We start from the raw sequence: 23,992 nt of genomic DNA on the forward strand, positions 1-23,992 counted from the left end.
CGCGTTTAACATATTCTACGTTACTTTTACGGATTTTGAAAGATTACCGCCGCAGCACATTCCGTATTTAGGCCTAGCATTTCCGCCCGCAATACCGCATTTATCCATCCTGAGCATCAGATGCGATCGCCAGTTTTGCGTTCTTTGCCAACCGTGGCGCTACCGCTAGGCGATAGTACGCGAGAAGGAAAACACACCATATAGCGCCAACAACAAGAGCCAAACGAGTGTCATCGAAGAATCCGAATAGCACGACGATGAACGCCATAAACGCAAGCGTTATATAGCTGACGACCAGAGGAAGCCGCACGGGCTGCACTTCGTCTTCGTATCCCCCACGTTTATAGGCGATGTGCGCCAGCAGAATCATAACCCACACGAAAACGGTCGCGAATGTTGCCAGCGAAGCGACTACTTCAAAAGCATTCTCGAACGCGATATTCACAATTACGCCCACCGCCATAACCACGATCATCAGAAGAGTCGTCATCCAGGGCGCACCGTTTTTTGCAACCTTGCCGAATGATTTCGGGGCCAGCCCCTGCTTTGCCAGCCCGTACATCATACGCCCGGCACCGTAAACATCGGCATTCATCGCAGACACGGCGGCGGTAATAATAACCACGTTAAGGATTGATCCTGCCGCCGGAATTCCCAGGTTCTCGAAGATCTGCACAAAAGGCGAGTTCTCTTTAGTGACAGAGTACCAAGGGTAGAGCGACATAATGACGGAGAGAGTCAGCACATAGAAGATCAGAATGCGGAACGGCACAGTACGAATAGCCTTAGGAATCGACGTGCGCGGGTTTTCCGCCTCCCCCGCCGCAATACCGATATTCTCAATACCGCCAAAGGCAAACATCACCACGGTAAAACATGCCAGGAAACCAGTAAACCCTTCGGGCATAAAACCGCCATCGAGAGCCCACAAGTTTGTGACGGACGGCTCCACCGAGGTGTGTGCCTGCACGCCGACGAAAAGCAGAATAATTCCGCCCACAATCATGGCGATAATAGCGCTTACCTTGACAATAGTGAACCAAAATTCTGTCTCGCCAAAGGCTTTCACCTTGGCAAGGTTAATGGCGAGCAGAATGAGCAGCACCGATACGATCCAGATCCACGAGGGCGACTGGGGGAACCAGAATTTCATATATACTGCAAATGCTGTCACATCCGCGATGGCAACGAGCGCCATTTCCAGAGCATAGCTCCAGCCGGTGACGAACCCCGCCCAAGGTCCCAGATACCGGGTTGCGTATTCCGAGAATGCGCCAGATACGGGGTGTGCCAGTGCGAGCTCCCCCATAGCACGCATCACCATGAAAACGGCAGCTCCGCCAATCACATAGGCGAGTAGCACAGCGGGGCCTGCCAGCTGGATGGCGGAGGCGGAGCCGTAAAAGAGTCCGGTGCCGATTGCCGAGCCAAGCGCAATGAACATGATGTGACGCAGGGAGAGTCCGCGCGATAGCTGGGGCGCATCCTCGGTGGAGATAGCGCCATTTGCGGTGGTTGCCGCAGAGTTAGCGTTATTCTTCATTTTTCCTCACCTCGCGGGTTAGCGGTGTAACCTCTCGAAAATCTTGTGTTCTGGTTGGTTCTGCGGTGTGGCTTTTGTTGCCGTATGCCGTGCACCTCCCCTATCGAGGTTGTGGGATGCGCCCAGCGTACTCCCCGTGCATCCTTGCGATTTCTTAGTTGCAGTGAATCGTAACGCAAAAAGACGGCGGGTTTGGCAACGAAGCCAACCCGCCGTCTTGCTTAAGACTATTTCTGTTTACGCTTACGTCCTACGATGAGCGACAACAGAGCGGTTACGCCAGTCACGGTATAGACTGCCGGCCACGCGCCAATTTTCTTGGCGAGTGGATGGGAGTAACCGAAGGCAGAAAGGTAAACGCCGGTGAGGAACGTAGCACGCCCAACTCCAGCTTTACGCTTCCAGTTCTTGAAAGCAATAAAACCCGCAAGACCCAGCACGGCACCACCAAGAGGCCGGTTGCCGGTTGTAGATGCGACCTTGTAACCGCCAAGAAGACCAGCCGCAGAGGCTAAGGTCGGGCAGATTTTCATGGTGCTCTCCTGAGTCACGAGTACGTTATTGCTGTGTTAACCATACGCTATGACGGCTTAAATGTGAATTCTCTCGGAATTTTTCTTGTAATGAGTGTTTCTGTGCAACCGTCTGAGCACTTGGGGCCTGAAGCATTATGGTCTTCTTAAGCAGATCCGTCCACTTAGTCTTCAAGGTTCAACTCAAGAGCGGGTAATTCCTGCTGCGTCCAGAGCTCAGCGGCAATCTGCAGCGCATATCGTGCCGAGCGGGGAGCCACCACATCGACCGAAAGATGAAATTCCTGATCTGCTGCTGGGCCGCATAAATCAGAGATGCAGCGTACCGCCATAAAAGACACATCATAGTTACTGCAGATCTGCGCGATCGCTGTGGTCTCCATATCGGTGCTGAGTGCCGTATCGAAGGCCTCTCGGGTGTCCTTCACGTTGTACTCAGTCACGAATGAGTTACCCGCAAGCATCCGCCCTTGGTGCACCGCCCAGGAACCTTCCTCCTGTGCCGATTTAAGAGCTGAAAGCGCCGCTTCAATCGCCTCTTCCCAGTCCGAGTCACGATCGCCATAGGATACGGGCATCCCAGGAATCTGCCCGCGTTCGTATCCAAAAATGGTCGCGTCGGCATCAGTGTACAGGTAATTTGACCCCAGTACTATATCTCCAACGTTGATGTGCTGCGCAAGACCACCGGCGGTTCCTGCACTGATAACCCCCAAACAGTTAGTCGCGTAGTTGATAGCTTCCGTGACGGCGGATGCGGCATTGACTAACCCAATTTTGGAGCGAACCAGCAGAAGGGGAACCTGATCTTCTTCAAGCATAAGATAACGTGGGTAGAATTTTGCTACGCCTTCAGTGAAGGAGGGCTGTGCTTGCTCGGTCGCTGCGAGGAACGGGGCTAGCTCTTCATCCATCGCAACCTGAATGACGATCGCGTTTGAGAAGCTCATCATGAGGTCGTTCAGGTTCTCCAAGTCGGCATACATTTCGTTAAAAATATCCGCCGGCGTAAAGTCTGTGGGGAACATCTGCGCAGCTTCTTCGGAGTGCCCCTGTTCGCCAGAGTGATGCTGTTCGCTCACGCCGCCATCACCTGCTCCCAGTCAGCACGTGCGGCGAGGAATTCACGTGCAGCATTCTGCGCCCCTTCAAGGGTGTGGTTAGCGCCCCAACCGCACTGTATTTCATTCGCGGCGGGCACCTCGGTAGCCGTGAGAATATCTCGTAGAGTCGCTTCCAGGATGGGCAAGAACTCCTGCAGCTCTAGCCCCAGGGTGAGGGCGTAAAACCCAGTTTGGCATCCCATTGGTGAAAAATCGATGAGCTTATCGGTGTGGTTGCGCATGTGCTCGGCGCTCATATGCTCGATCGAATGTACGACGGGCATTTCAAGATGGCCCTTGTTAGGCTGAGTGAAGCGGACATCGTATTTGATGAGGGTATCTCCACCGGGCAATTCCTTGCGGTCTGCAATCCGCACATAGGGGGCCACAACGGCACGATGATCAAGGTTGAAAGACTCGACGTTCATTTTTTTCATGCTTATATTCTCTCTTAAGCACCCGCTTCGTCGGAACCCTTCATAAGATACTCTCCCTAAGAGAGTTCCTGCATTCTCATTGCATAAATGCCGCTGAGCTCGGTCTCATGACGCAAGAATACGGCGGCATCGCGTTATTGCAATACCGCCGTATTCCATGTACAGCATGCACTGCTGCACTAGCCCTCTTTATATAAGTGCCAAACAGCTTGATGGTGCATAGCTTTGCTGGAGGATATTACTCTTGGGTCCAGTTACCGCCGAAAGCCCAGTATCCGCTGACCGGCACCGCATGCTTATTGGCAGAACTGCTGCACTCTGCAACACGGGGATCTTTGAGTGCGTAAGAGTACTCGCCCACCACACCAACCTGGTCGTTATCTCCAGCCCAACGTTTGGGACCACCATTATAGGTTGGATTGCAGTTGTTGTTGTAGTAGCGCTGATTAATGTACGAGGCGGACATTTCTTGAAGCGAGTAAACACGAATAGTTACCTTAATAACCGTTCCCGCACTCACCGGCCCGAAATCAAGATAGACCTGTCCGCGCCAGCGGCTGCCTTCAACTACGGAACGTGCCTGAGAACGAGAGAACGGATAGAACTTGCGGTCCTCATAGCAGCCGTAAGACCCAGTAGTTTTTGAAGGCATACCATCAATATTTTTGTGGTTGAAACTTCCCCACCCAAAGGTTGCCTGCTTGATAGGTTGAGCGCCTGTAACTTTATACCCAACACCGTTAAATTGAGTATCGAGCACAGCGTTATTCTTTGCATTTTGTTCGCCCACTGGAGTTGCCTGGTTAACCCAGGGGGTCGCCTTAAAACTCCGCAAATCTTCTGTAATGCGGTACGTAAAGGTGAAATCGTGGTAAGGGTTTCTCTCAATGGGTGTATTAACAGCATAAGGGTTACGACCATTGTCATATGTATCGGCAAATTTATAAGATACACCAGCACCCCCTTGGTTCCCCCAGTCCGCGACGGTAATATTCGGATTACCATTGTCCGAGAATTCGTTAGAAACGCTCGTCTCCACAACATTCTGAGTCGCAAGCCATGAACAATCCGGCACGCTGGACGCATATGCGGGTACAGCGGAGGAGGCTATCACAACAGGGGCAGCCCAGGCGGTACCTTTTGCCAAGGTACGCCGGGACAGTGTTTTCGAGGTATTCATAATATTCCTTTGTGTTGAGTAGGTGATTGTCATCCCTGATTTACGCAATAAGTCAGGGATATATTCTCCAGGTAGATTACTCTCTAATATATCTTATGTCACCAAAGACCCAAGATATACTGCATGCATCAATAAGCTATCGGGAATTTGCAATTTTTAGTGTATCTCATGCACACATCAACAAGAGAGAAAATTAGATATTTCTCTCGAAGTAAACAAAAATATTACAATTAAATTCTCAAGGTGCGGTTTATCTATACATTTATACAATTAATATAAAAAATATTTTAAACCTTCACGATAAACATGAAAGTTGCAGAATCAGTTATGTTTTATTTTGGTCTTCATAAGATTACAGACGACAGAAAACACCAGAGTCTTATTACCTAAGCGTAAGACCCTGCGGCAAGCACATCGCGCGCCTGCGCAACATCCTGATTAATCTGTTCGATCAAAGCATCAATGCCATGGTATGCAACCATAGGGCGCAGGTGCTTCACAAATTCCACGACCACATGCTGCCCATAAAGGTCAAAGTCCTCAACACGTTCTTGAGGACGGTTAATAACATGCGCCTCAACCTGACGGTTTTCAATACCGTCGAAGGTTGGGTTTGTACCCACGGATATAGCCGCCGGATGCTTTTCACCAGATTCATCGGTCAACCATCCGGCATAGACACCATCAACCGGGATAAAACCGCGCGCCTCCAGCTCCAAATTTGCTGTAGGGAACCCCAGTTCACGCCCACGCGCCAAGCCGTGCACGACTTCCCCGTACATCAGGTGCGGACGACCAAGCAGCCGAGCCGCACCTTCCATGTCCCCCGCGTTCAAATATTCGCGGATGCGGGTTGAAGAGCATCGAGTTTTTTCATCGGCCATCAAATCATCAACCACGATGACCTCAAACCCGTATTTCTTCCCCAGTTCGCGCATTGTGTTTAAATCGCCCGAATTCTTGTGCCCAAAACGCACATCATCGCCGATCACAACATAACGTGCACGCAGGGCATCAACAAAGACGGACTTCACAAATTCCTCGGGGCTCTGCTTCGCAAACTCTAGGTCGTAATGCAGCAGTAGGTAGTTCTGCAGGCCAAGCTGGCACATGAAATAACGTCTTGACCCCTGACCCATAATTTCCTGATGCTTCAGTTCAGGATGATGCACCTGCATAGGGTGCGGATCAAACGAAACAGCAACCGAAACGAGCCCGTGCTCATTCGCTACCTCGACAACACGTGAAATAACACGAGCATGACCAATATGCACGCCATCAAAATTGCCGATAGTCACTACGGACGGGCCGAAATCCGCTGGAATATCGCTCAACTCGGTATAGAGGGTCACGGGCTCTCCTGGTAAGAAATAATGTACCTATACATCCTAAACCAGTCTGAAGACGTATGTAGAATTACCACCCCGATAAACCTGAAGGATTTTCGAGATCCGACGTTAACGAGAGGATTTACCCTGTTGCGAAGCCTGAAGCATATCCTGCCGAATCTTATTGGACTTATTAATCCAGGCGTACCAAATCAACAGGCATGGAGGAATGACTAACTCAGTTACCATCAGCACGATCAGCGACCAATGCGGGGTACCGTGGGTAGCCCACGATATAATACGTCCCACGCCGCCTAAGAAAACCACCAAACAGGATATCACCAGCATATTGACCCACTTGAACTTCACTGCGATAACGAGGAATGAGAGCCCCAAACCGAAGTATATTGCGGCGAAAAACGCATAATTTGATTCCAGAGAAGCATTTGCCGCCAGAGCATCATTCTCTGGCACAGCACGGGCGCCAGAGAAGATCTGCCACCCCGCATAGAGCATAACCAAAGCACCATAAAGTGCGGTCACAGCGCGAAAAACCCCTTGGTTCTGAGGCTTGGCGACGTCCTCCACCGTACGCACGGCCGTCGTTTTCTGCGATGCTGCAGGGGCAGTATTTTTTGATCCGCGAGCAGATTTCTGAGCACTGGATTCAGATCCGATTTTCTGTGCAGGCTGTTGAGCCGACGCAGTGCGCGCTTTCTGCGGATACTCCGACTGCGCTGAAATCACCGGCTGCGGCTGAGTTACCGGTTCAGAGGTTGAAAGTGGTTTTTTCTCGGCCTTCTGCGAGTTCTTATCACGAGTCATAGTTCTCTCCTTTTAGTTTTCGCTATCCTCACCGAGAATTCTGCGACCTGTTCGTAGTGCGATGCGCTGCCCGGTACAGCCACCACAACCCCACCACCGGCAGTACCAAGGGGATATACCCATATCCCTGCCCGAAATGCGACCACACGGATGCTAAAGGGAAAAACTGCGGAGCGGCATACGAGAAAACTCCTATGCCAAGGACGCCAAGAAGCTCCACTACGATGGTGATAACCGCAAGCTGCCTAGCACGTTCTCCACGCTTTGCTAAAGAAACAGCAGCAATAGCATAAATAATTGCGGAAAGAAGCGAAAGCAGAATCGCCAAAGGCGCCTCATCAAATTTACGAATCAGCTGATAACACGCGCGAGCGCCCGCCGACAATGTAAAAATCCCGTACACCACAGCGATAACTTTACCCGGACCGGAGGCATGGCCAGCTGAGGAAACAGCATCGGATTTAGAATTGCCTTTTGTGGTGCGGGAACCCCAAGGGTTCAAAGTATTATGCACATCGTGTCCTTCCCAAGGTGTGTGCGCAGAAGGTGTCTCTAGATGCTTGCGTACTTGCTCTATAATTCAGGCTCTGTGCCCCAGCTATGTGGAGTAAAACCTGTGTCTAATAGTAATACCACAGCATATTCATTCGGTAAACCATCACGATAAGCACGGGCCCTGGAACCGCCAGTAGCAGAGTCGCCCATCGCGTACGCTCGCTGAGAGAATAGAAGAACGCGCCGGCGGGAATAAGCATGGCAGTCACGAGGTACCCGTAATACTCCAGCCAGTCACCACGAGGTCCCGGTCCCACAGCCTGCATGATGATCGACCCTACCAGGTACACCACTAAAAACGCTTCAAGAACAAGCATCGGACCTTGTGAATAGTCATCGGGTTCATAACCACGGAAATACTGTACCAAAGAAGCCAGACACGATAACGTACCGAGTACCACAGTAATCCAGAACCACCAGTCCAAACCAGCGATCATAGCCGCTCCCCCGCTTCCCGCGAGAAGTCAATTCCTGCTTCAAATACGAGCACGGGTGCCGCGCATCGGGTTCCCCGAAATTTTATATTCTCGATGAGGGCCACCAACGTTCCATCCGGCGCAAAGGCGGCAGTTATCCCCTCGGTACTGGCATGCTGAGATTCCGGGCTTTGTGTGCCTAAGACAAGAGCATCTGAACCTTCCTCACCGGCTGTAATGCGCCGACCAAATGAAATATCGGTCGCCTCTTGCGTCGAAAGCTGCCGAACGTTGAACAGACGACGTGCCGCCTCCTCAAGAGAAAGTACAGGTAAGTCTAGCGGCCCATCAGCGTTCTCGCGCTCCTTCATGAGTTCAGCTAAATCAAGCGCCTCATGCTGATACACATTCCCTACACGAATGCGGTTCAAAGCGCTCAAATGGCCCCCAATGCCCAGGGCTTTACCCACATCACGAGCAAAAGCACGAATATAGGTTCCTGAAGAGCAGGCAACCGTAATATCTACCTCAACAACTGGTACACACGCAGGAATATCAAGCCCCTCGGCAACAGTATATAGTCGAGTATCAAGTTCGCTATCGCGCACCTCATGAATAGCGGCCTCATGAATCGTGACCTTTCGGGCGGGAAGTTCAATATCCTCGCCGTCACGAACCCGAGCATAAGAACGCACGCCCTTAACCTTAATCGCCGAAACGGCGGAGGGAACCTGCATAATATCGCCCGTCAAAGATCGTACGGCGTTTTCAATCTTCTCCCGAGTCAGAGCCCTCACAGCCTCCGCGCGAGCAAACCCGGTGAGCTCTCCCTCAGCGTCCTCTGTCAGAGTTGCGGCCCCTAACACCAGGCGAGCCTCATAAGTTTTATCCTGACCAACTAAATACGTCAAAAGCTTTGTCGCTTTATTCAAGCCCAAGACCAATACACCTGTCGCCGCCGGATCAAGAGTACCTGCATGACCAACACGCCGCGTACCGGCAATCCAGCGGATCTTCGAGACTACATCATGGCTCGTCATGCCAGCGGGTTTATCCACCACCAGTAGACCTGACGGTCCACGTTCCCGAGCTTTCGCCACTGTATTAGTCTTCCTCTACTTCGACCTGCTCAGGTTTCTTGTATGGGTCTGCCTCGCCCGCGTACTGGGCCCCTGCGGATGCGGCAGCAAGTTCAGCATCGCGCTCACGGGTTTTCTTTAAGAGGTCTTCGAGGTGGTAAGCGTTAACCGGTACTTCGTCTGGTACTAAGGTGAGGGTTGGCGTCAGACGCGCGGTAATATTTTTTCCCACCTCAGAGCGCAAAATGCCTTTAGCGGATTCCAACGCCTTTTTTGTGTTTTCTTGTTCTTCTTCAGAACCGTATACGGTGTAGTACAGGGTTGCGTGCTGCAGGTCATTCGTGACCCGGGCATCGGTAACCGTCACAAAACCGAGGCGGGGGTCTTTGACTCGGCGTTCAAGCGCCTGCGCCACAATCACCTTAATACGGTCGGCGAGACGGGCTGCACGTGCTGCATCAGCCATAGTTTTCTCCTTGTGGTCATATACAGATAGGGGAAGCGCCCGCCCCGCATCCCGCATCTTCCGGTACAAAACCGGAACGAAGCGAGATACGAGGAGCGGGCGCGTTTCTGCGGGTCTTAGACGCGCGGCTTCTCGCGCATCTCCCAGGTTTCGATGACGTCGCCTTCCTTGATGTCGTTGAAGGAACCGAGTCCAATACCGCACTCGAAGCCTTCACGTACTTCGGTAGCATCGTCCTTGAAACGACGCAACGACTCGATGGTGAGGTCTTCTGACACCACAACACCGTCACGTACCAGGCGTGCCTTGGAATTACGCTTGATAATGCCGTTCTTGACCATCGAACCTGCGATGTTACCCCACTTGGAGGAACGGAACACTTCACGGATCTCCGCCGAGCCGAGTTCGACCTCTTCGTATTCGGGTTTGAGCATGCCCTTGACAGCCTGCTCAATTTCCTCAATCGCGCGGTAGATGACCGAGTAGAACTTCATCTCGACGCCCTCGCGGTCTGCAAGCTCAGAGACACGCTCTGCAGGACGAACGTTGAAGCCAATGATCACCGCGTTGTCCACGGTTGCCAGGTTCACATCGTTCTGAGTAATAGCACCCACACCGCGGTGGATTACGCGCAGCTGAACTTCGTCGCCGCCCACATCAATCTTCATGAGCGACTCTTCCAGAGCTTCAACAGCACCGGAGACGTCACCCTTAATAATCAGGTTGAGGGTATCCATCTTGCCCTCAGCCACAGCGGCATCGAAGGATTCGAGGGTTACGCGCTTACGACGCTTCGCGAGTTGTGCGTTACGGTCTGCGGCCTCACGCTTCTCAGCAATCTGGCGTGCGGTGCGTTCTTCTTCGGTCGAGAGGAAGGTATCTCCCGCACGGGGCACGGTCGAAAGACCCAGAACCTGAACGGGACGAGACGGACCGGCTTCTTTCACTGCATGGCCGTTCTCGTCGAACATTGCGCGCACGCGACCGTGTGCCACACCGGCAACAATCGCATCGCCCACATGCAGAGTACCGGACTGCACCAAGACGGTGGAGACCGCACCGCGACCCTTATCCAGGTTCGCTTCAATAGCAACGCCACGAGCTTCCTTATTCGGGTTAGCACGAAGTTCCAGAACGTCGGCAGTCAAGGTTACGGCTTCAAGCAGTTCGGTAATGTTCGTGCCATTCCGAGCCGAAACGTTCACGAACATGGTGTCTCCACCGTAATCTTCAGGTACCAGACCGTACTCGGTCAGCTGACCCTTGACCTTATCGGGCGATGCGCCTTCCTTATCGATCTTGTTGATAGCCACGACGATCGGCACATCAGCTGCCTGAGCGTGGTTCAGGGCCTCAACGGTCTGCGGCATCACGCCGTCATCCGCAGCGACCACCAGAATGGCAACGTCGGTAACCTTCGCACCGCGGGCACGCATAGCGGTAAACGCCTCGTGACCGGGGGTATCGATAAAGGTAATCGCACGGTCTTCACCTTCGACGGTAGTGTGTACCTGATACGCACCGATGTGCTGGGTAATGCCGCCAGCTTCACCCTCAATGACGTTGGTATTCCGAATAGCGTCCAGCAGTCGAGTTTTACCATGGTCAACGTGACCCATCACAGTCACAACCGGAGGACGCACTTCAAGAACGTCATCGCCTTCCGCCTCTGCTTCGGCTTCAAGGTCGATGTCAAAGGATTCCAAGAGCTCGCGTTCTTCGTCCTCGGGAGACACAATCTTTACGACGTACCCCAACTCGGCACCCAATAGCTCGAAGGTTTCTTCATCGAGCGACTGGGTCTGAGTAGCCATTTCGCCCAAGTGGAAGAGCACGGTAATTAGCGAAGCCGGGTTAGCGCCAATCTTCTCGGCAAAATCCATAATGGACGCGCCGCGACGCAGGCGAACCTCAGTCGAGCCATCGCCGCGAGGTACTACCACACCACCGGGTGCGGGCGCGTTCATCTGCTCGACTTCATTGCGGCGGGCTGCCTTCGACTTACGGTTCTTACGCTTGGAACCGCCACGGCCGAAAGCACCCTGTGCATTTCCACGGCCACCGGGACCCGGACGCGAAGGACCGCGGTTATAGCCGCCGCCTCCGCCACGACGGTTACCACCTCCGCCACCGCCACTGGGTGCACCGGGACCGGAACCGACGTTCGAAACCTTGGACGGCATAATGGACGGGCTAGGACGGTTGCCGCCGCCGGAACGAGGCGCGTGCGAGCGCGACCCCGATGCGGAACGGGGACCGTTGCCCCCACCGCCGGGACGAGGGGCATTATTGCCTGAACGCTGACCGCGGGGTGGACGAGGACCGCCAGAACGCTGTTCGCCGCGTTCGGGTCGTTTCATTCCCTGCTGTGAGGAGAAGGGGTTGTTGCCCGGACGAGGACCAGGCTTCGGGCCCGGTTTTGGAGCCGATGCACCAGGTTTCGGTGCGGGCTTTGGAGCAGCAGGCTTCGGAGCCTCTGGACGAGCCATTCCCTGCTGTGAGGAGAAGGGGTTGTTGCCAGGACGAGGACCCGAAGAAGATTTAGCGGCGCCCCTGGCACCGGGCTTAGGAGCCGCAGATTTAGCTGCAGGTTTTGCACCCGGTTTAGGGGCAGGTTTCGGTGCCGCAGGTTTAGCGGCAGATTTCGCGTCCGCCGACTTCTTTGGAGCGGCGGGCTTAGCACTAGCAGTTTTAGCTGTGGAAGCTGCAGACTTCCCTGACGCTTTAGTTGGCTTTTCAGCTTTTTCAGGTGCCTGAGCGGGGGCGGGGAACGCTTCACGCAGTTTCTTAACCACGAGCGGGTTAAGGGTCGAGGATGCGCCCTTTACGAATTCGCCTTGTTCGGCTAGTTTTGCAATAACTTCTTTTGACGTTACACCAAGTTCTTTAGCAATCTCGTGTACGCGAGGCTTAGCCAAATTTTCTCCTGTCCTGGCTCGCACCAGGACGGTGCGAACACTAATAATGTGTGTATGCGCGCACTAGGCTCTCGGTTACGCCTAACACACGCGTGGGCATAAATTTGCCGGGGTGTGAGCACAGATGAGTACTCATGTCGCGGCACTCATTAGATATCCATCAGTTTTCTGACTCGCTTTCGTAATCTTCAAGAAGTCGTCAAACTCGTTGACTTATAGGGATGTGAGTTTCACTCATAGCCCGTAGTTTCGGGCTTGCGCTGAGCGAAGTATTCGGTCAAAACCATAAGGTCTGCGCGAGCAATTGAAACTTTAAAGGCGCGGGCGAAAGCATTTTTACGAAAAGCCTGTTGCTGGCAGGATTCACGCATATGCAGCCACGCACCGCGACCGGGCAAGGTGCGGTGCACATCCGGAAGGATGCGCATCCGTTCTCCGTCTCCGCCGAAACGGACGATACGGAGCATATTCCGCGGATTATCGCGGAGGCGACAGCCAATACAGGTACGGAGAGGTTCACTCATTGCTCTCCCCTCTTCCCCATCAAAACTGTCACAGTCGTTTAGGCACGCCGCTGGGGCGCACGCGCCAAACGCACATCTTAAGTGTAGCCCCTCATCTGGGTCACGTCCGTATTCGGTTTCACGAATGCGGAAAGACCCTTTAGGGGCTACAGGGTACTCCTACTAGAATACCGGTTATTACTCGTTTTCGTCTAAATCAAGGCTGCGGGCTACTCGCTCGGCTACCTCTTCTTCGGCACGAATCTGAGCATATTTTGACTCTGCCAAAATGTCGATACGCCAGCCGGTTAGTTTCGCGGCAAGGCGCGCGTTCTGGCCTTCCCGCCCGATTGCCAACGAAAGCTGCTCATCGGGGACAATCGCACGAGCAGAATATTCGCGGGGGTCCGCAATAATAACTTCGGTCACCTTAGCGGGCGAGAGCGCAGCCGTAATAAACTCCGCAGGATCCGTCGAGTAATCAACAATGTCGATCTTCTCGTCGTTAAGTTCAGCGGCAACAGCACGCACGCGAGCGCCCATATCACCGATGCAGGCACCCTTAGCGTTGATACTGGGGTTCGTTGCGCTTACCGCTATCTTCGAGCGATGTCCTGCCTCGCGAGCAATGGAGTTAATCTTGACCGATCCGTCGGCGATCTCTGGAACCTCATGCTCAAATAGGCGAAGCACCAAGTTCGGATGCGACCGCGAGAGCACAATCGAAGGACCCTTCTGACCACGGCGCGCCTCTAAGAGATATGCACGAATACGGGTTCCGTGGGGATATTGTTCTCCGGGAACCTGCTCATTCGCGGGGAGTACGGCCTCAATAGTTCCCAAATCGACTTGAACCATGCGGGGATTATTCCCCTGCTGAATAACGCCGGATGCTAAGGTTCCTTCTCGGTCTTTAAATTCACCGAGTACGGATGCATCTTCGGCATCGCGCAGACGCTGCGATAAAACCTGACGCACCGTTGCCGCAGCAATGCGCCCAAAGTTATTGGGCGTATCATCGAACTCATCGATTTTCTGGTTGTCATCGTCAAGTTCCGGCGCAAGAATAGCGAAGTCGCCGGTAGTTCGGTCGATGACGGCTCGGGAGCCTTTAATGGCGCCGGGCTGCTTCATATAGGCAAGCACCAGAGCATTTTCAACCAGCGAGAACAGTTCCTCCAAAACGAGACCTCGTTGCTTTGCAAGTGCATGCAGAACGCCTAAGTCGATCGTCATATTGTTGTCCACGCTCTTCAGCCTTTCCCTGTAGCACGGCGCCGGGACGCTTTTTCTGCGCCCCGGCTCCCGAACGGTTTGCTTTATGTTTGTTGAGTGTGAAAAAACAAACAGAAAGCCTATTTTGTACCTATTCTACAGTCTCTTGAGTAGAATTGAAATCAATTTCAACATTAGCGTGCCCAATATTTTCCCAGGGCACAATCACAGCGTCATGGTACGTCTGCTTCTGCCCTTTCTTAGTCTGTTTCTTACGCCGAAGCACAGGACCCTCGTCCGTAATCTCGTCAAGACGAGCCACGTATTCCGTGCCGTCTGTCTGTGTCACCGCCACAAGTCGGGTGCAAGCACGTTTCCAATGACGGCGCTCGGTGAGTTCTCTGGTAGCTCCGGGAGAGGAAACTTCCAACATGTAGGGGAAGAACTCATCGTGCTCATCAGCTTTATCCAGAGCCTGTGAGATAGCCCCCGAGATTTCCGCAAGGCTGTCCAGAGAAAGGGAATCTGTCCGATCTTCCGTATAGTCCACGGTAATTTCTACCGTTCGGTTAGCTGCCGGACCACTGATCTTAATCCTTTCAAGCACTAACGAAAACTCGCTGAGCACAGGTTTGATAGCTTCGTTTACCTCGTCCTCGTGTAGAGAGCGTGTCCCAATTTTTGCCGGTGCCGATTTTTCTGCCCATGCGGATTCGAAGGGACGAGTCACACCCCTGGCGGTTCGTGATGCGGCACGCCGAGAGCGAGCATTGGGGGCGCCGTCTTTCTTACCGGACCGTTTAGGTTTATACGCCATATCTTCCTTCTCTTCTCGATAATCTTGTCGAGGATGATGAACGCGTCTATGCCTGGGAATAGGACCTAAGACCGGATTTCGGCGAGGATTTCGCGCACCGCATCCGATACAGCAATATCGCGTGCCTCTCCGTTTCGCCGGTCTTTGAGCTCCAAAGTACCGTCTTTGAACCCGCGGCCAATCACTAATATGGTGGGTACGCCCAGAAGCTCTGCATCGCCGAATTTAACGCCCGGGCTGGTTTTCAGACGATCGTCCAAAAGCACCTGCACCCCGGTGCCTTCAAGCTCCGCGCTCAAGGTTTCTGCGTACTCGTGGGATTGAGTGTCTTTATTCGTGATGACGATGTGCACATCGGCGGGTGCCAAGTTACGCGGCCAGATCAGACCCTTCTCGTCATGATTGCCCTCAGCAATTGCGGCAAGCGCGCGGGTTACGCCAATGCCGTAAGATCCCATCGTCACGGTCTGGAGTTTACCGTTCTGATCGAGTACTTTCAGGCCCAGTGCCTCGGCGTATTTACGACCAAGCTGGAAGATATGTCCCATCTCAATGCCGCGTGCGGCAATAAGCGGTCCGGAACCATCCGGTGCTGGGTCGCCTTCGCGTACTTCACACGCTTCCAAAGTACCGTCTGCGCTAAAGTCCCGCCCGTAAACGAGATTTGCCACGTGTTTGCCGTGCTCGTTAGCGCCGGTCACCCATGAGGTTCCGCGAACCACGCGCGGATCAACGAAAAACGGAATACCGGTAGCAGTTTGACGCTCTTCGGTATTCTCGCCCAGCATAGGCTGATCGAGAGTAAGACCCGGACCAATATAGCCCTTGACGAGCTGCGGGAATTTCTTTAGATCCTCCTCAGAAGCAGCCTCAACCTCGATCTCGCCACCGATACCCATGAGCGCACCAATGTTAACCTCGACGCGTCCCAGATCGACTTCGCGGTCACCGGGTACACCCACGGCAAAGAGCTTACGTTCCCCAGCGGGGGTAATGACTGCGCCCACAAAACATTTGAGTGTCTGTTCAGCGGTGAGTTCACCGCCGGTCACCTGAGGGTGCAAGTCATTCATCTGAGCCACGAGGGTTTCAATCGTGGGAGATTCGGGGGTATCGAGCACGATAGCTGCGGGTGTATCCGTGAAATCAATGTCTGCAGGCACAACGGTGGTGACTGCCTCCACATTTGCGGCGTAGCCACCGGCGGAACGCACAAAGGTGTCTTCACCTACAGGGGTCGGATGCAGGAATTCTTCACTGCGTGAACCACCCATAGCACCCGATTGCGCGGTCACTATGACGGTGTCTAATCCCAAGCGGTTAAAAATACGCTGGTAAGCGGCGCGGTGGGCCTCGTAAGCCTCATTCAAGCCTTCGTCGTCCACAGTAAAAGAGTAGGAATCCTTCATGACAAATTCGCGCCCACGCAACAAACCGGCGCGGGGTCGCGCCTCGTCACGGTACTTATTCTGGATCTGGTAAATATACAGCGGCAGATCCTTGTAGGAGGAATAAAGATCTTTCACCAACAGGGTGAACATTTCCTCATGGGTGGGCGCCAGAAGCATATCGGCTCCCTTGCGGTCCTGCAGGCGAAAGAGATTATCACCGTATTCTTCCCACCGGTTAGTTGCCTCATAGGGTTCTCGCGGCAACAATGCCGGAAAGAGAACTTCTTGGGCTCCAATTGCGTTCATTTCTTCACGCACTATATTTTCCACCTTGCGCAGAACCTTCAAACCCAAGGGCAGCCAGGTATACACGCCAGGAGCGGCACGACGAATATAACCTGCGCGCACTAAAAGCTTATGGCTTGCTACCTCAGCGTCTACAGGATCTTCACGCAGGGTCCGCACGAAGAGGCTGGACAAGCGAAGTACCATGTGTGTTCTCCTTGGATTTGATGCTAGACCTTCACCGCATCCCACATTCCTTAACCCGAAAGCGGCGGCGAACGGCGATGAATAATATAACAAGTCTATAGGTTTCCGCGCTCACAGGCGAAGCATAGTTGGTATAAAAGACCAACGTGTATATTTTCAGACGCTAACGAGTAAGGATAATGGTCGAATATTGCCCAATATCTTCCCATCCGGTGCGCTGATAGAGAGAAAGTGCCCGATCGTTGTAGTTATTAACGTAGAGGCTCAGATGCGGGTGCCTCTCTCGGAAAAGCTCACAGGCCGCAGCAAGAAACGGAGCCGCAAGTCCCAGACCGCGATAGTCGGGGTGCACCCAAACGCCCTGTATCTGCGCAGCGTCCAGATGCGATATACCCAGATCAGCTTTGAAAACCACCACGCCGAGATCGTTAGTGACAATCACGTTTTTGCCTTCAGATACCATCGACCGTACACGGTTTCTGTAGTTGCTGCCGTACCGTGCGATGGGTTCAATACCGACTTCCTCATGGAACATAGCGGCTGCGGCAGGCAGAACATCATCGTAATCTGACAGAACAGTACAACGCACATATCCTCCAGGGCTCTCTGGAACCGACTGTAACGAGGGTAGATAGCCGGGCAGTTCAGGCAGAGAGGCCGAATAGAGTGAGAATAGATTTTTTTCTGGGGACAGGTACAGTAGCGGCTGTACCGTCCGAACAGAGAAAGGACTCGCGAGGCGTTTCCTCAAGTGCTCCCAGATTGGAAGCACACATTCACTGGGTCCAAAAAGAGACTCAATGCTGCCCCGAGAACGGTAAATGAGGTGAGCAAGAACCTCGGCATGTGAGCGCATTCGATCGTCGTCGGGTAACCAGATGGGAACGGTATTGCTGCCCAGTAACAGCGCGCTCAGCAAGATGCCATCTTCGTAAATCCCCACGAACCCGCGATACTGTGCTGGCAGCTTATTCCCCGTCACGCGTGCTCCGGATGCCGATGCTGGCGGCAGCCCGTAAATATCGTAATGCTCAATAGCGTAGAGGTTCCCCAGCGTATCCGCATAGAGAAGCTCTTCGAGGGCATCTGCATCGCGCCGATCGAGAGCCACCACCTGGGGGGCGGATGAGGAGAAAAACTTTTTGAGCACGCTTTCGATTCTATCTAACGAGAGAGCTATCGCGGTTTTGAATGTGTCACAGCTAAGCGCCCCGCGTCCGTTGAAGGCGAGGCGCTTAGAGATTTCAGACTCGTCGCGTTTATACTCAACGCTACGGACGAGGTACAGCCGTACTATTTGACGGTAACAGCGGGGGCGCCTTCGGGCACGTACTCCCCCGAGGCTTCCATCTCGGCAGCAATACGGGTTGCCTCTTCAAGAAGGGTTTCCACGATCTGATCTTCGGGAACGGTTTTAATAACTTCCCCTTTCACAAAGATCTGTCCCTTACCGTTACCGGATGCCACTCCTAAGTCTGCTTCACGTGCCTCGCCCGGACCGTTCACCACGCATCCCATCACGGCGACGCGAAGTGGAACCTTCATATGCTCCAAGCCCTTGGTCACGTTTTCGGCGAGCTCCCACACATTCACCTGGGCGCGACCGCATGAGGGGCACGAAACAATGTCGAGCTTGCGCGGGCGCAGGTTAAGGGATTCCAGAATCTTGGTTCCTACCTTGACTTCTTCCACCGGAGGGGCCGAAAGCGAAACACGGATCGTATCGCCAATCCCTTGAGAGAGGAGGGTGCCGAATGCTACCGAACTCTTGATGGTTCCCTGGAATGCGGGGCCTGCTTCAGTCACGCCTAAGTGCAAAGGCCAATCGCCGCGGGCGGCAAGCTGCCGGTATGCCTCAACCATAACCACCGGGTCGTTGTGTTTAACGGAAATCTTGAAATCGCGGAACCCGTGCTCTTCAAAGAGAGAGGCTTCCCACACAGCGGACTCAACCAGCGCCTCCGGGGTAGCGTGGCCATATTTTTCGAGCAGACGTTTATCAAGCGAACCAGCATTCACACCGATGCGGATAGAGGTACCATGCTCGGAAGCCATCTCGGCGATCTCTTTTACCTGGTCATCGAATTTACGAATGTTACCGGGATTCACACGCACCGCGCCGCATCCGGCTTTAATAGCCGCATACACGTACTTGGGCTGAAAGTGAATATCCGCGATCACCGGAATATTAGACTGCTTTGCGATGATGGGTAGTGCCTCAGCATCTTTATCGGTCGGGCATGCCACACGCACAATATCGCACCCGGCGGCGGTTAGCTCGGCAATCTGCTGCAGGGTTGAACCGATATCGTGGGTCTTGGTGGTCGTCATAGACTGTACCGAAATGGGAGATTCGGAACCGATGCCCACGGTACCTACCTTGAATTGACGGGTCTTGCGACGGGGCGCAAGAACCGCAGGGGCAGGCTTCGGCATACCAAGGCTAACCGACAAGGCAATCCTCCAAATGTCATAAAATTGGGGCGCGGGATGCGCCGCTCAGCTTCCTATTGTGCCACCGTCGCGTGCAGAACCACTAATACGGATACCCTAACCGCGAGCAATATCACGATGAGATGAAAAAGCGGTAGTCCCGCTCACAATTCGTTTGCGTACACGATTCTCACTAGACGCTATGCGGTGCATAGCTTGCTCCGCCATTTAGAACAGCCGCAGGGGTTTAATGAAGTCGGCGGCAATAATCACAATGGACATCAGAATGAAAGCACCCGCTACAACGTAGGTAAGCGGCAGAAGCTTGACCGGGTCAAACGGACCGGGATCGGCACGGCGGGTAAGCTTGGCGAAACCACGTCGAATTGCCTCCCACAGGGCACCAAAAACATGCCCTCCGTCTAGGGGAAGAAGCGGAAGCAGGTTGAAGGCGAAAAGCATCAGGTTCATTCCGGCTATCAGCGAGACTAAGGTCGCAGTTTTTGCTTTCAGATCGATACGGTCTGTCGAGGCCACTTCACCGGCAATCCGGCTTACCCCCACTACGGATACTGGGGAGTTCTCATCGCGTTCCTGATTCGAGAAGAGATTTACCCCCAGCTCCCATACGCGCTGCGGCAGCGACCACATGGAATGTGCAATACGTCCCAGCGTGTCGCCCACATTGGGCATAACATCGCCCAACGAGCCTGGAACCATCTCCGAAGTTGGTGAGATACCGATAAAGCCGCCGGTCATCATCTTGAACGACCCATCGTCGTTACGCACATATTCTCGGGTCTTTTCATCCACGACTGGACGCTCCAAAAGCGCCGGGGTCATGGTGAGCTGCTGCTCAGAACCATCGCGTTCAATGGTGACGGTTACGGTATTATTCCCTGCCTGACGAATGTTAGAAGAAACCTGTTCCCAGGTGCTCGTGCGGTTGCCGTTGATAGCAACTATACGGTCATCTTTACGCAGTCCTGCCGCTTTCGCGGGAGACGGTGCCGAAGAGTCAGTACATTCGGAATATGAGATACGGTCTTCGGTGATCGTTGCTTTTGGCACGCAATCGGAAACCGATGCCACTTTATTAGTTGCAGACAGGGTTCCAAAACCGCAGATGAGAATGGCGGTGCATACGATCCCGATGAGCAAGTTCATGCTAGGCCCGCCCAGCATGATAATCATGCGTTTATACACGGGAAGTTTATAAAACAGACGATTTTCATCTCCGGGTTTCAGACGCTCTAAGTCAGCCTCACGGGCCGCATTCGCCAAAGACCCAAAAGGGCTGGTAGTTCCGGCGCGAAGAGTTTCGATCTCGGGTTCGTGTTCTTCCTCCACGCCAGTGGTATCCTCGGCGTTCCCCTCTGTGGGATGCTCCATTGCCCGTTTCGCACGCTCCTCGTGTTCGGGCGCAGGCGGATACATGCCGATCATCGAAATATATCCGCCTAAAGGAATAGCTTTAAACCCGTACTCAGTTTCACCGCGGCGGAACGAAAAAATAGTTTTGCCGAAACCAATCATATATTGCGGTACACGCACCTTAAAGAGTTTCGCAGGTACCAGGTGTCCCACCTCATGCAGAGCAATAGACAGTGCAATAGCTATCGTCATAATGATGACGCCTGCGGCGTAGAGCAGAATCTCCACGTTTCTCCTTCGCAACAAAAGGTACGGGTTCTCAAGCGGTTTCCCGCGAAGTTTCTAGGGTACTCCCCTAAGCTGTGAAATTATAGGGTACGTGGCGCTCAGGTTATGCGCCGCGTAGGAAAAACCTTCGTGATGGTTATGACGACATCTTCGTGGCGCAGAGCTCACGAGCGTATGCGCGTGCCCAAGCTTCGGCGTTCAGAACAGCATCTAAGCTCATGTCGGCTTCTGCCGTAACCTCGCTACTGGCGGCGTGCGCCTCCAAAACACGCGCCACGGAATCCACAATATCGGTAAACCGAATTTTACCAGCGTGGAAAGCGCTAACCGCTTCCTCATTAGCGGCGTTAAAAACAGTGGGAAAAGTTCCGCCCCGCTTGCCCGCCTCTTTAATCATCTGCACAGCAGGGAAAGCCGTCGCATCAAGCGGTTCAAAAGTCCATGTTTGCGCCTGAGTCCAATCACAGGGAGCCGCTACCTGCGGAATGCGATGCGGCCACGTCAGTCCCAGAGCAATAGGCAGAAGCATGGTCGGCGGGGACGCCTGGGCGATAGTCGCGCCGTCTACGAACTGAACCATCGAATGCACAATCGACTGCGGGTGTACCGCAACATCAATGCGGTCAAGATCAACCCCAAAAAGATGGTGTGCCTCTAATACCTCAAGGGCCTTATTCACCATCGTTGCCGAATTGGTTGTGACCACCAGCCCCATATCCCAGGTAGGATGTGCCAGCGCCTGCCGTGGGGTAACGTCTTGAAGCATGTCACGGGTATATCCTCGAAAAGGTCCACCTGAGGCCGTGAGAATCAGCCGGTCTATCTCGGCGTCGGTGCCACTGGCTAATGCTTGGGCAAGAGCCGAATGCTCCGAATCCACCGGAACCATCGGGGTTTCTAACGGTGAGGCATCGACGGCGGCACGCACAAGCGGACCACCCGCGATCAGAGATTCTTTATTCGCAAGGGCAACCCGGTACCCCGCTTTGAGGGCGGTCAGTGTGGGTTCTAAACCGATAGATCCGGTAATGCCGTTGAGTACCACATCCGCCGGATGCGCCGCCGCCTCAACGCTGGCACGTTCTCCCCAGACGATGCGCGGGCTGTACCCGCTAATGCCCACACTGCGGGCGGTCGAATCGAGGTATTCTCGCAACCGTTGTGCATCTTGCGCCGTGCCGCTGGTGGCAACAAGCTCGGCGCGTACCTGAACCGCCTGCTGTGCTAATAATTCCAGGGAGCGTGAACCGGCGCTGAGAGCTGCAACCTTCAGCGGTGCATCCTCAGCATCGACGGTAGTGCCCGCAAGACGCGCAAGATGCTCGATAACCTGTATTGCTTGGGTGCCGATAGACCCGGTGGAACCGAGTAAAGTAACCCTTCGAGCATCACAAAGTCCGTGTTTAAGAGCTTCGGTGAGGCTTTCGCGGGAGCCCCCAACCCGGGTAGAGGAACCAAACTTCATGTTTACTAGTATCGCATGCTGTCGGTACGGTCTCAGAAAGCTCTACGGCTGCCAGCAACGTCTTAGGTCAGATCTTGGATAAGCTCGATACAGCGATCCATAAAGGCATCGACCTGGGTTTCTTCATAGCTCACCGAGCCGGTCGCAGACCTAAAGACGGCGTTACGAATAACGGATGTATCAAGCGGTTCTTCGCTATTGAGTTGAGCATAGATATGATGGCATACCTTATCAACATCACCCACAAAATACCCGGCGTGTTTGCGTTTAGAGGGGCGGCGAAAACGTTCACCATCCGGCCGCTCTAGTCGCTGTGCCAGAAGCTCACCCGCGTCTACGAGGGACAGCTCCCAATTGCTTAAACCGTACTGTTCGATATAACGGCTGCGTTCCAGCTTGGCAAAACGTTCTTCTATACGCTCTAGGGCGCGATCGACGTCCCCTACCGCATAGCCGCCGGGCTCGGTACGAAAAACAACCTGGCGAATAAGCCGCGACGTGTAGATATTAGCGTGCTGCTGTACGGCGCCGCTTAGCTGTTCGTAATCCTCGGCTAGTCGAGCAAAGAGACGATCGACCTCGGTTCGTTTATAACCAGGTTCGAGTTCTGCCGCACGGCCGAAGCCGTTATCTGTACGACTAGTATTCGTTGCCAAGGATTCTCCTTATCATCAGGCAGGGCACACGACGTGAGCAGCTCGTGTGCGTACCCTACGCATAAAGTTTTCGCTATCCTGTGTTCCGCTCTAGAGAGGAAGCACAAAGGTAAAAATCAAACACCCAACCGCGGCCGCAAAAAGTACCGAGTCCAGACGATCCATCATACCGCCGTGCCCAGGCAGGATATTTGACATATCCTTGATGCCTATTCGACGTTTAAAAACAGATTCTACAAGATCACCCGCCGTAGAGGCGATAACCATGACCGCAGCGAGCGGTATTCCCCAGTACCATTTCTGCCCCAAAATACTTAGAGCAATACACGCTACCACGGCAGACCCAAGATAGGAACCGGCAAAGCCCTCCCAGCTCTTCTTTGGAGAAATGGTAGGTGCTATAGGATGTTTACCCCATATAACACCGGCAATATACCCGAAAGTATCGTTGCTGACTGCCATGAGAAGGATCATCAGGATGCCTGCCCAACCGCGCTCGGTGCTAAAGTACACCATCGAAATTCCGAGGGTCAAGGGTACCCATCCCAAAATTAGAATGAGACCCCTCAAAACTTTATACCGTGAGGCTGTACGTTTCCTGGGTACCACCAAGGTGACACAAGCAAGTACTAGGGCGACAGCAACGCAGGAGATCCCCAAACCAGTGAACCCCCAAATATACGCTGAGACTGTGGGGATCGGAGCCAGCACCGTCACCAGGGTTAGGGGTAAATTGTAGTCGCGTTTTTTGTTGAGTGCGGAGGCAAGCTCCCAGCTTCCCAGCCCGGTAGAGATCGCGCAGAGAAGCACAAGAAACGGAGGAAAGAAAAGCCCTGTAGTCAGCACCGCGCCGAATGCTACGCCTACGCCGATAGCGGCGGGTAAGTTGCGCCCCGCTCGGGATGCTGTTTTCCCTGGGGCGGGGGCTGTTTCGCTCTTCTTATCCCCCGTATCTTCTCGTGTGTTCATCTCTGA

The 23,992-nt window shown here is 53.6% G+C and carries 22 protein-coding genes; all 22 read right to left on the minus strand.

Annotated elements, in window-relative coordinates; translation table 11 throughout:
* Positions 1 to 100: 100 nt before the first annotated feature.
* The 22 genes from HMPREF2981_RS04235 to HMPREF2981_RS04340 all read right to left on the minus strand — a co-directional run bounded on the left by HMPREF2981_RS04235 (position 101) and on the right by HMPREF2981_RS04340 (position 23,986).
* Positions 101 to 1,543: an amino acid permease gene (locus HMPREF2981_RS04235; protein WP_070661002.1), complete on the minus strand. Its 1,443-nt coding sequence runs from the start codon at positions 1,541 to 1,543 to the stop codon at positions 101 to 103.
* 227 nt (positions 1,544 to 1,770) lie between these two features.
* Positions 1,771 to 2,076, minus strand: a complete 306-nt coding sequence (locus HMPREF2981_RS04240; protein WP_013398741.1) for a hypothetical protein — start codon at positions 2,074 to 2,076, stop codon at positions 1,771 to 1,773.
* A 164-nt stretch (positions 2,077 to 2,240) separates the two neighbouring features.
* On the minus strand, positions 2,241 to 3,158 hold the full coding sequence (gene mtnN / locus HMPREF2981_RS04245) for a 5'-methylthioadenosine/S-adenosylhomocysteine nucleosidase (protein WP_139044899.1): 918 nt from the start codon (positions 3,156 to 3,158) through the stop codon (positions 2,241 to 2,243).
* Positions 3,155 to 3,616: an S-ribosylhomocysteine lyase gene (locus tag HMPREF2981_RS04250; protein WP_004006247.1), complete on the minus strand. Its 462-nt coding sequence runs from the start codon at positions 3,614 to 3,616 to the stop codon at positions 3,155 to 3,157. The genes mtnN and HMPREF2981_RS04250 overlap by 4 nt, the downstream gene beginning before the upstream one ends.
* A gap of 238 nt (positions 3,617 to 3,854) precedes the next feature.
* Positions 3,855 to 4,796: a hypothetical protein gene (locus HMPREF2981_RS04255; protein ID WP_244864680.1), complete on the minus strand. Its 942-nt coding sequence runs from the start codon at positions 4,794 to 4,796 to the stop codon at positions 3,855 to 3,857.
* A gap of 386 nt (positions 4,797 to 5,182) precedes the next feature.
* On the minus strand, positions 5,183 to 6,148 hold the full coding sequence (locus tag HMPREF2981_RS04260; protein WP_070661017.1) for a bifunctional riboflavin kinase/FAD synthetase: 966 nt from the start codon (positions 6,146 to 6,148) through the stop codon (positions 5,183 to 5,185).
* Between the two features lie 105 nt (positions 6,149 to 6,253).
* Positions 6,254 to 6,949, minus strand: a complete 696-nt coding sequence (locus tag HMPREF2981_RS04265) for a DUF4345 domain-containing protein (protein WP_048778693.1) — start codon at positions 6,947 to 6,949, stop codon at positions 6,254 to 6,256.
* A gap of 28 nt (positions 6,950 to 6,977) precedes the next feature.
* Entirely contained in the window at positions 6,978 to 7,463 is a 486-nt protein-coding gene (locus HMPREF2981_RS04270) for a hypothetical protein (protein ID WP_095343012.1), read from the minus strand.
* Positions 7,464 to 7,569: 106 nt separating this feature from the next.
* Complete coding sequence (locus HMPREF2981_RS04275; protein WP_070617137.1) at positions 7,570 to 7,941, minus strand: hypothetical protein; 372 nt, start codon at positions 7,939 to 7,941, stop codon at positions 7,570 to 7,572.
* Positions 7,938 to 9,020, minus strand: a complete 1,083-nt coding sequence (gene truB, locus HMPREF2981_RS04280; protein WP_070661020.1) for a tRNA pseudouridine(55) synthase TruB — start codon at positions 9,018 to 9,020, stop codon at positions 7,938 to 7,940. Before truB ends, HMPREF2981_RS04275 begins: the two co-directional genes overlap by 4 nt.
* 4 nt (positions 9,021 to 9,024) lie before the next feature.
* Positions 9,025 to 9,465, minus strand: a complete 441-nt coding sequence (gene rbfA / locus HMPREF2981_RS04285; protein WP_210398815.1) for a 30S ribosome-binding factor RbfA — start codon at positions 9,463 to 9,465, stop codon at positions 9,025 to 9,027.
* 116 nt (positions 9,466 to 9,581) lie between these two features.
* The gene (infB, locus tag HMPREF2981_RS04290) at positions 9,582 to 12,383 is read right to left on the minus strand and encodes a translation initiation factor IF-2 (RefSeq protein ID WP_070661035.1); all 2,802 of its coding nucleotides are present in this window, start codon (positions 12,381 to 12,383) and stop codon (positions 9,582 to 9,584) included.
* Positions 12,384 to 12,613: 230 nt separating this feature from the next.
* Positions 12,614 to 12,907, minus strand: coding sequence for a YlxR family protein (locus HMPREF2981_RS04295; RefSeq protein WP_080513871.1), 294 nt, complete (start codon positions 12,905 to 12,907; stop codon positions 12,614 to 12,616).
* Between the two features lie 177 nt (positions 12,908 to 13,084).
* A complete protein-coding gene (nusA, locus tag HMPREF2981_RS04300; protein ID WP_004006237.1) occupies positions 13,085 to 14,122 on the minus strand; it encodes a transcription termination factor NusA in 1,038 nt (345 codons plus the stop codon).
* A gap of 130 nt (positions 14,123 to 14,252) precedes the next feature.
* Positions 14,253 to 14,918, minus strand: a complete 666-nt coding sequence (rimP, locus tag HMPREF2981_RS04305) for a ribosome maturation factor RimP (protein ID WP_070661039.1) — start codon at positions 14,916 to 14,918, stop codon at positions 14,253 to 14,255.
* Positions 14,919 to 14,983: 65 nt separating this feature from the next.
* The gene (locus HMPREF2981_RS04310; protein ID WP_070661042.1) at positions 14,984 to 16,801 is read right to left on the minus strand and encodes a proline--tRNA ligase; all 1,818 of its coding nucleotides are present in this window, start codon (positions 16,799 to 16,801) and stop codon (positions 14,984 to 14,986) included.
* Positions 16,802 to 16,964: 163 nt separating this feature from the next.
* On the minus strand, positions 16,965 to 17,951 hold the full coding sequence (locus HMPREF2981_RS04315; RefSeq protein ID WP_070661045.1) for a GNAT family N-acetyltransferase: 987 nt from the start codon (positions 17,949 to 17,951) through the stop codon (positions 16,965 to 16,967).
* A 143-nt stretch (positions 17,952 to 18,094) separates the two neighbouring features.
* On the minus strand, positions 18,095 to 19,237 hold the full coding sequence (gene ispG, locus HMPREF2981_RS04320) for a flavodoxin-dependent (E)-4-hydroxy-3-methylbut-2-enyl-diphosphate synthase (RefSeq protein WP_080972543.1): 1,143 nt from the start codon (positions 19,235 to 19,237) through the stop codon (positions 18,095 to 18,097).
* A 225-nt stretch (positions 19,238 to 19,462) separates the two neighbouring features.
* Positions 19,463 to 20,896: a M50 family metallopeptidase gene (locus tag HMPREF2981_RS04325; protein ID WP_070661047.1), complete on the minus strand. Its 1,434-nt coding sequence runs from the start codon at positions 20,894 to 20,896 to the stop codon at positions 19,463 to 19,465.
* 136 nt (positions 20,897 to 21,032) lie between these two features.
* The gene (dxr, locus tag HMPREF2981_RS04330) at positions 21,033 to 22,361 is read right to left on the minus strand and encodes a 1-deoxy-D-xylulose-5-phosphate reductoisomerase (RefSeq protein WP_070661049.1); all 1,329 of its coding nucleotides are present in this window, start codon (positions 22,359 to 22,361) and stop codon (positions 21,033 to 21,035) included.
* Between the two features lie 62 nt (positions 22,362 to 22,423).
* The gene (locus HMPREF2981_RS04335) at positions 22,424 to 23,017 is read right to left on the minus strand and encodes a DivIVA domain-containing protein (RefSeq protein WP_004006230.1); all 594 of its coding nucleotides are present in this window, start codon (positions 23,015 to 23,017) and stop codon (positions 22,424 to 22,426) included.
* Between the two features lie 90 nt (positions 23,018 to 23,107).
* Positions 23,108 to 23,986 (minus strand): phosphatidate cytidylyltransferase, encoded by an 879-nt coding sequence (locus HMPREF2981_RS04340; RefSeq protein ID WP_048753052.1) that lies wholly within the window; start codon positions 23,984 to 23,986, stop codon positions 23,108 to 23,110.
* Between the last annotated feature and the right edge of the window lie 6 nt (positions 23,987 to 23,992).

Origin of the sequence: Rothia sp. HMSC069C01, assembly GCF_001814655.1 — a bacterium.
Classification (GTDB): domain Bacteria; phylum Actinomycetota; class Actinomycetes; order Actinomycetales; family Micrococcaceae; genus Rothia; species Rothia dentocariosa.

Excerpts from the sequence above, each read along its gene's own strand:
- rbfA (WP_210398815.1), bottom strand. The coding sequence starts at position 9,465 with ATGGCTGATGCAGCACGTGCAGCCCGTCTCGCCGACCGTATTAAGGTG.
- HMPREF2981_RS04340 (WP_048753052.1), bottom strand. The coding sequence starts at position 23,986 with ATGAACACACGAGAAGATACGGGGGATAAGAAGAGCGAAACAGCCCCC.
- HMPREF2981_RS04255 (WP_244864680.1), bottom strand. The coding sequence starts at position 4,796 with ATGAATACCTCGAAAACACTGTCCCGGCGTACCTTGGCAAAAGGTACC.
- HMPREF2981_RS04275 (WP_070617137.1), bottom strand. The coding sequence starts at position 7,941 with ATGATCGCTGGTTTGGACTGGTGGTTCTGGATTACTGTGGTACTCGGT.
- HMPREF2981_RS04235 (WP_070661002.1), bottom strand. The coding sequence starts at position 1,543 with ATGAAGAATAACGCTAACTCTGCGGCAACCACCGCAAATGGCGCTATC.
- HMPREF2981_RS04250 (WP_004006247.1), bottom strand. The coding sequence starts at position 3,616 with ATGAAAAAAATGAACGTCGAGTCTTTCAACCTTGATCATCGTGCCGTT.
- dxr (WP_070661049.1), bottom strand. The coding sequence starts at position 22,361 with ATGAAGTTTGGTTCCTCTACCCGGGTTGGGGGCTCCCGCGAAAGCCTC.
- nusA (WP_004006237.1), bottom strand. The coding sequence starts at position 14,122 with ATGACGATCGACTTAGGCGTTCTGCATGCACTTGCAAAGCAACGAGGT.
- ispG (WP_080972543.1), bottom strand. The coding sequence starts at position 19,237 with ATGCCGAAGCCTGCCCCTGCGGTTCTTGCGCCCCGTCGCAAGACCCGT.
- rimP (WP_070661039.1), bottom strand. The coding sequence starts at position 14,918 with ATGGCGTATAAACCTAAACGGTCCGGTAAGAAAGACGGCGCCCCCAAT.
- HMPREF2981_RS04295 (WP_080513871.1), bottom strand. The coding sequence starts at position 12,907 with ATGAGTGAACCTCTCCGTACCTGTATTGGCTGTCGCCTCCGCGATAAT.
- HMPREF2981_RS04310 (WP_070661042.1), bottom strand. The coding sequence starts at position 16,801 with ATGGTACTTCGCTTGTCCAGCCTCTTCGTGCGGACCCTGCGTGAAGAT.
- HMPREF2981_RS04265 (WP_048778693.1), bottom strand. The coding sequence starts at position 6,949 with ATGACTCGTGATAAGAACTCGCAGAAGGCCGAGAAAAAACCACTTTCA.
- HMPREF2981_RS04240 (WP_013398741.1), bottom strand. The coding sequence starts at position 2,076 with ATGAAAATCTGCCCGACCTTAGCCTCTGCGGCTGGTCTTCTTGGCGGT.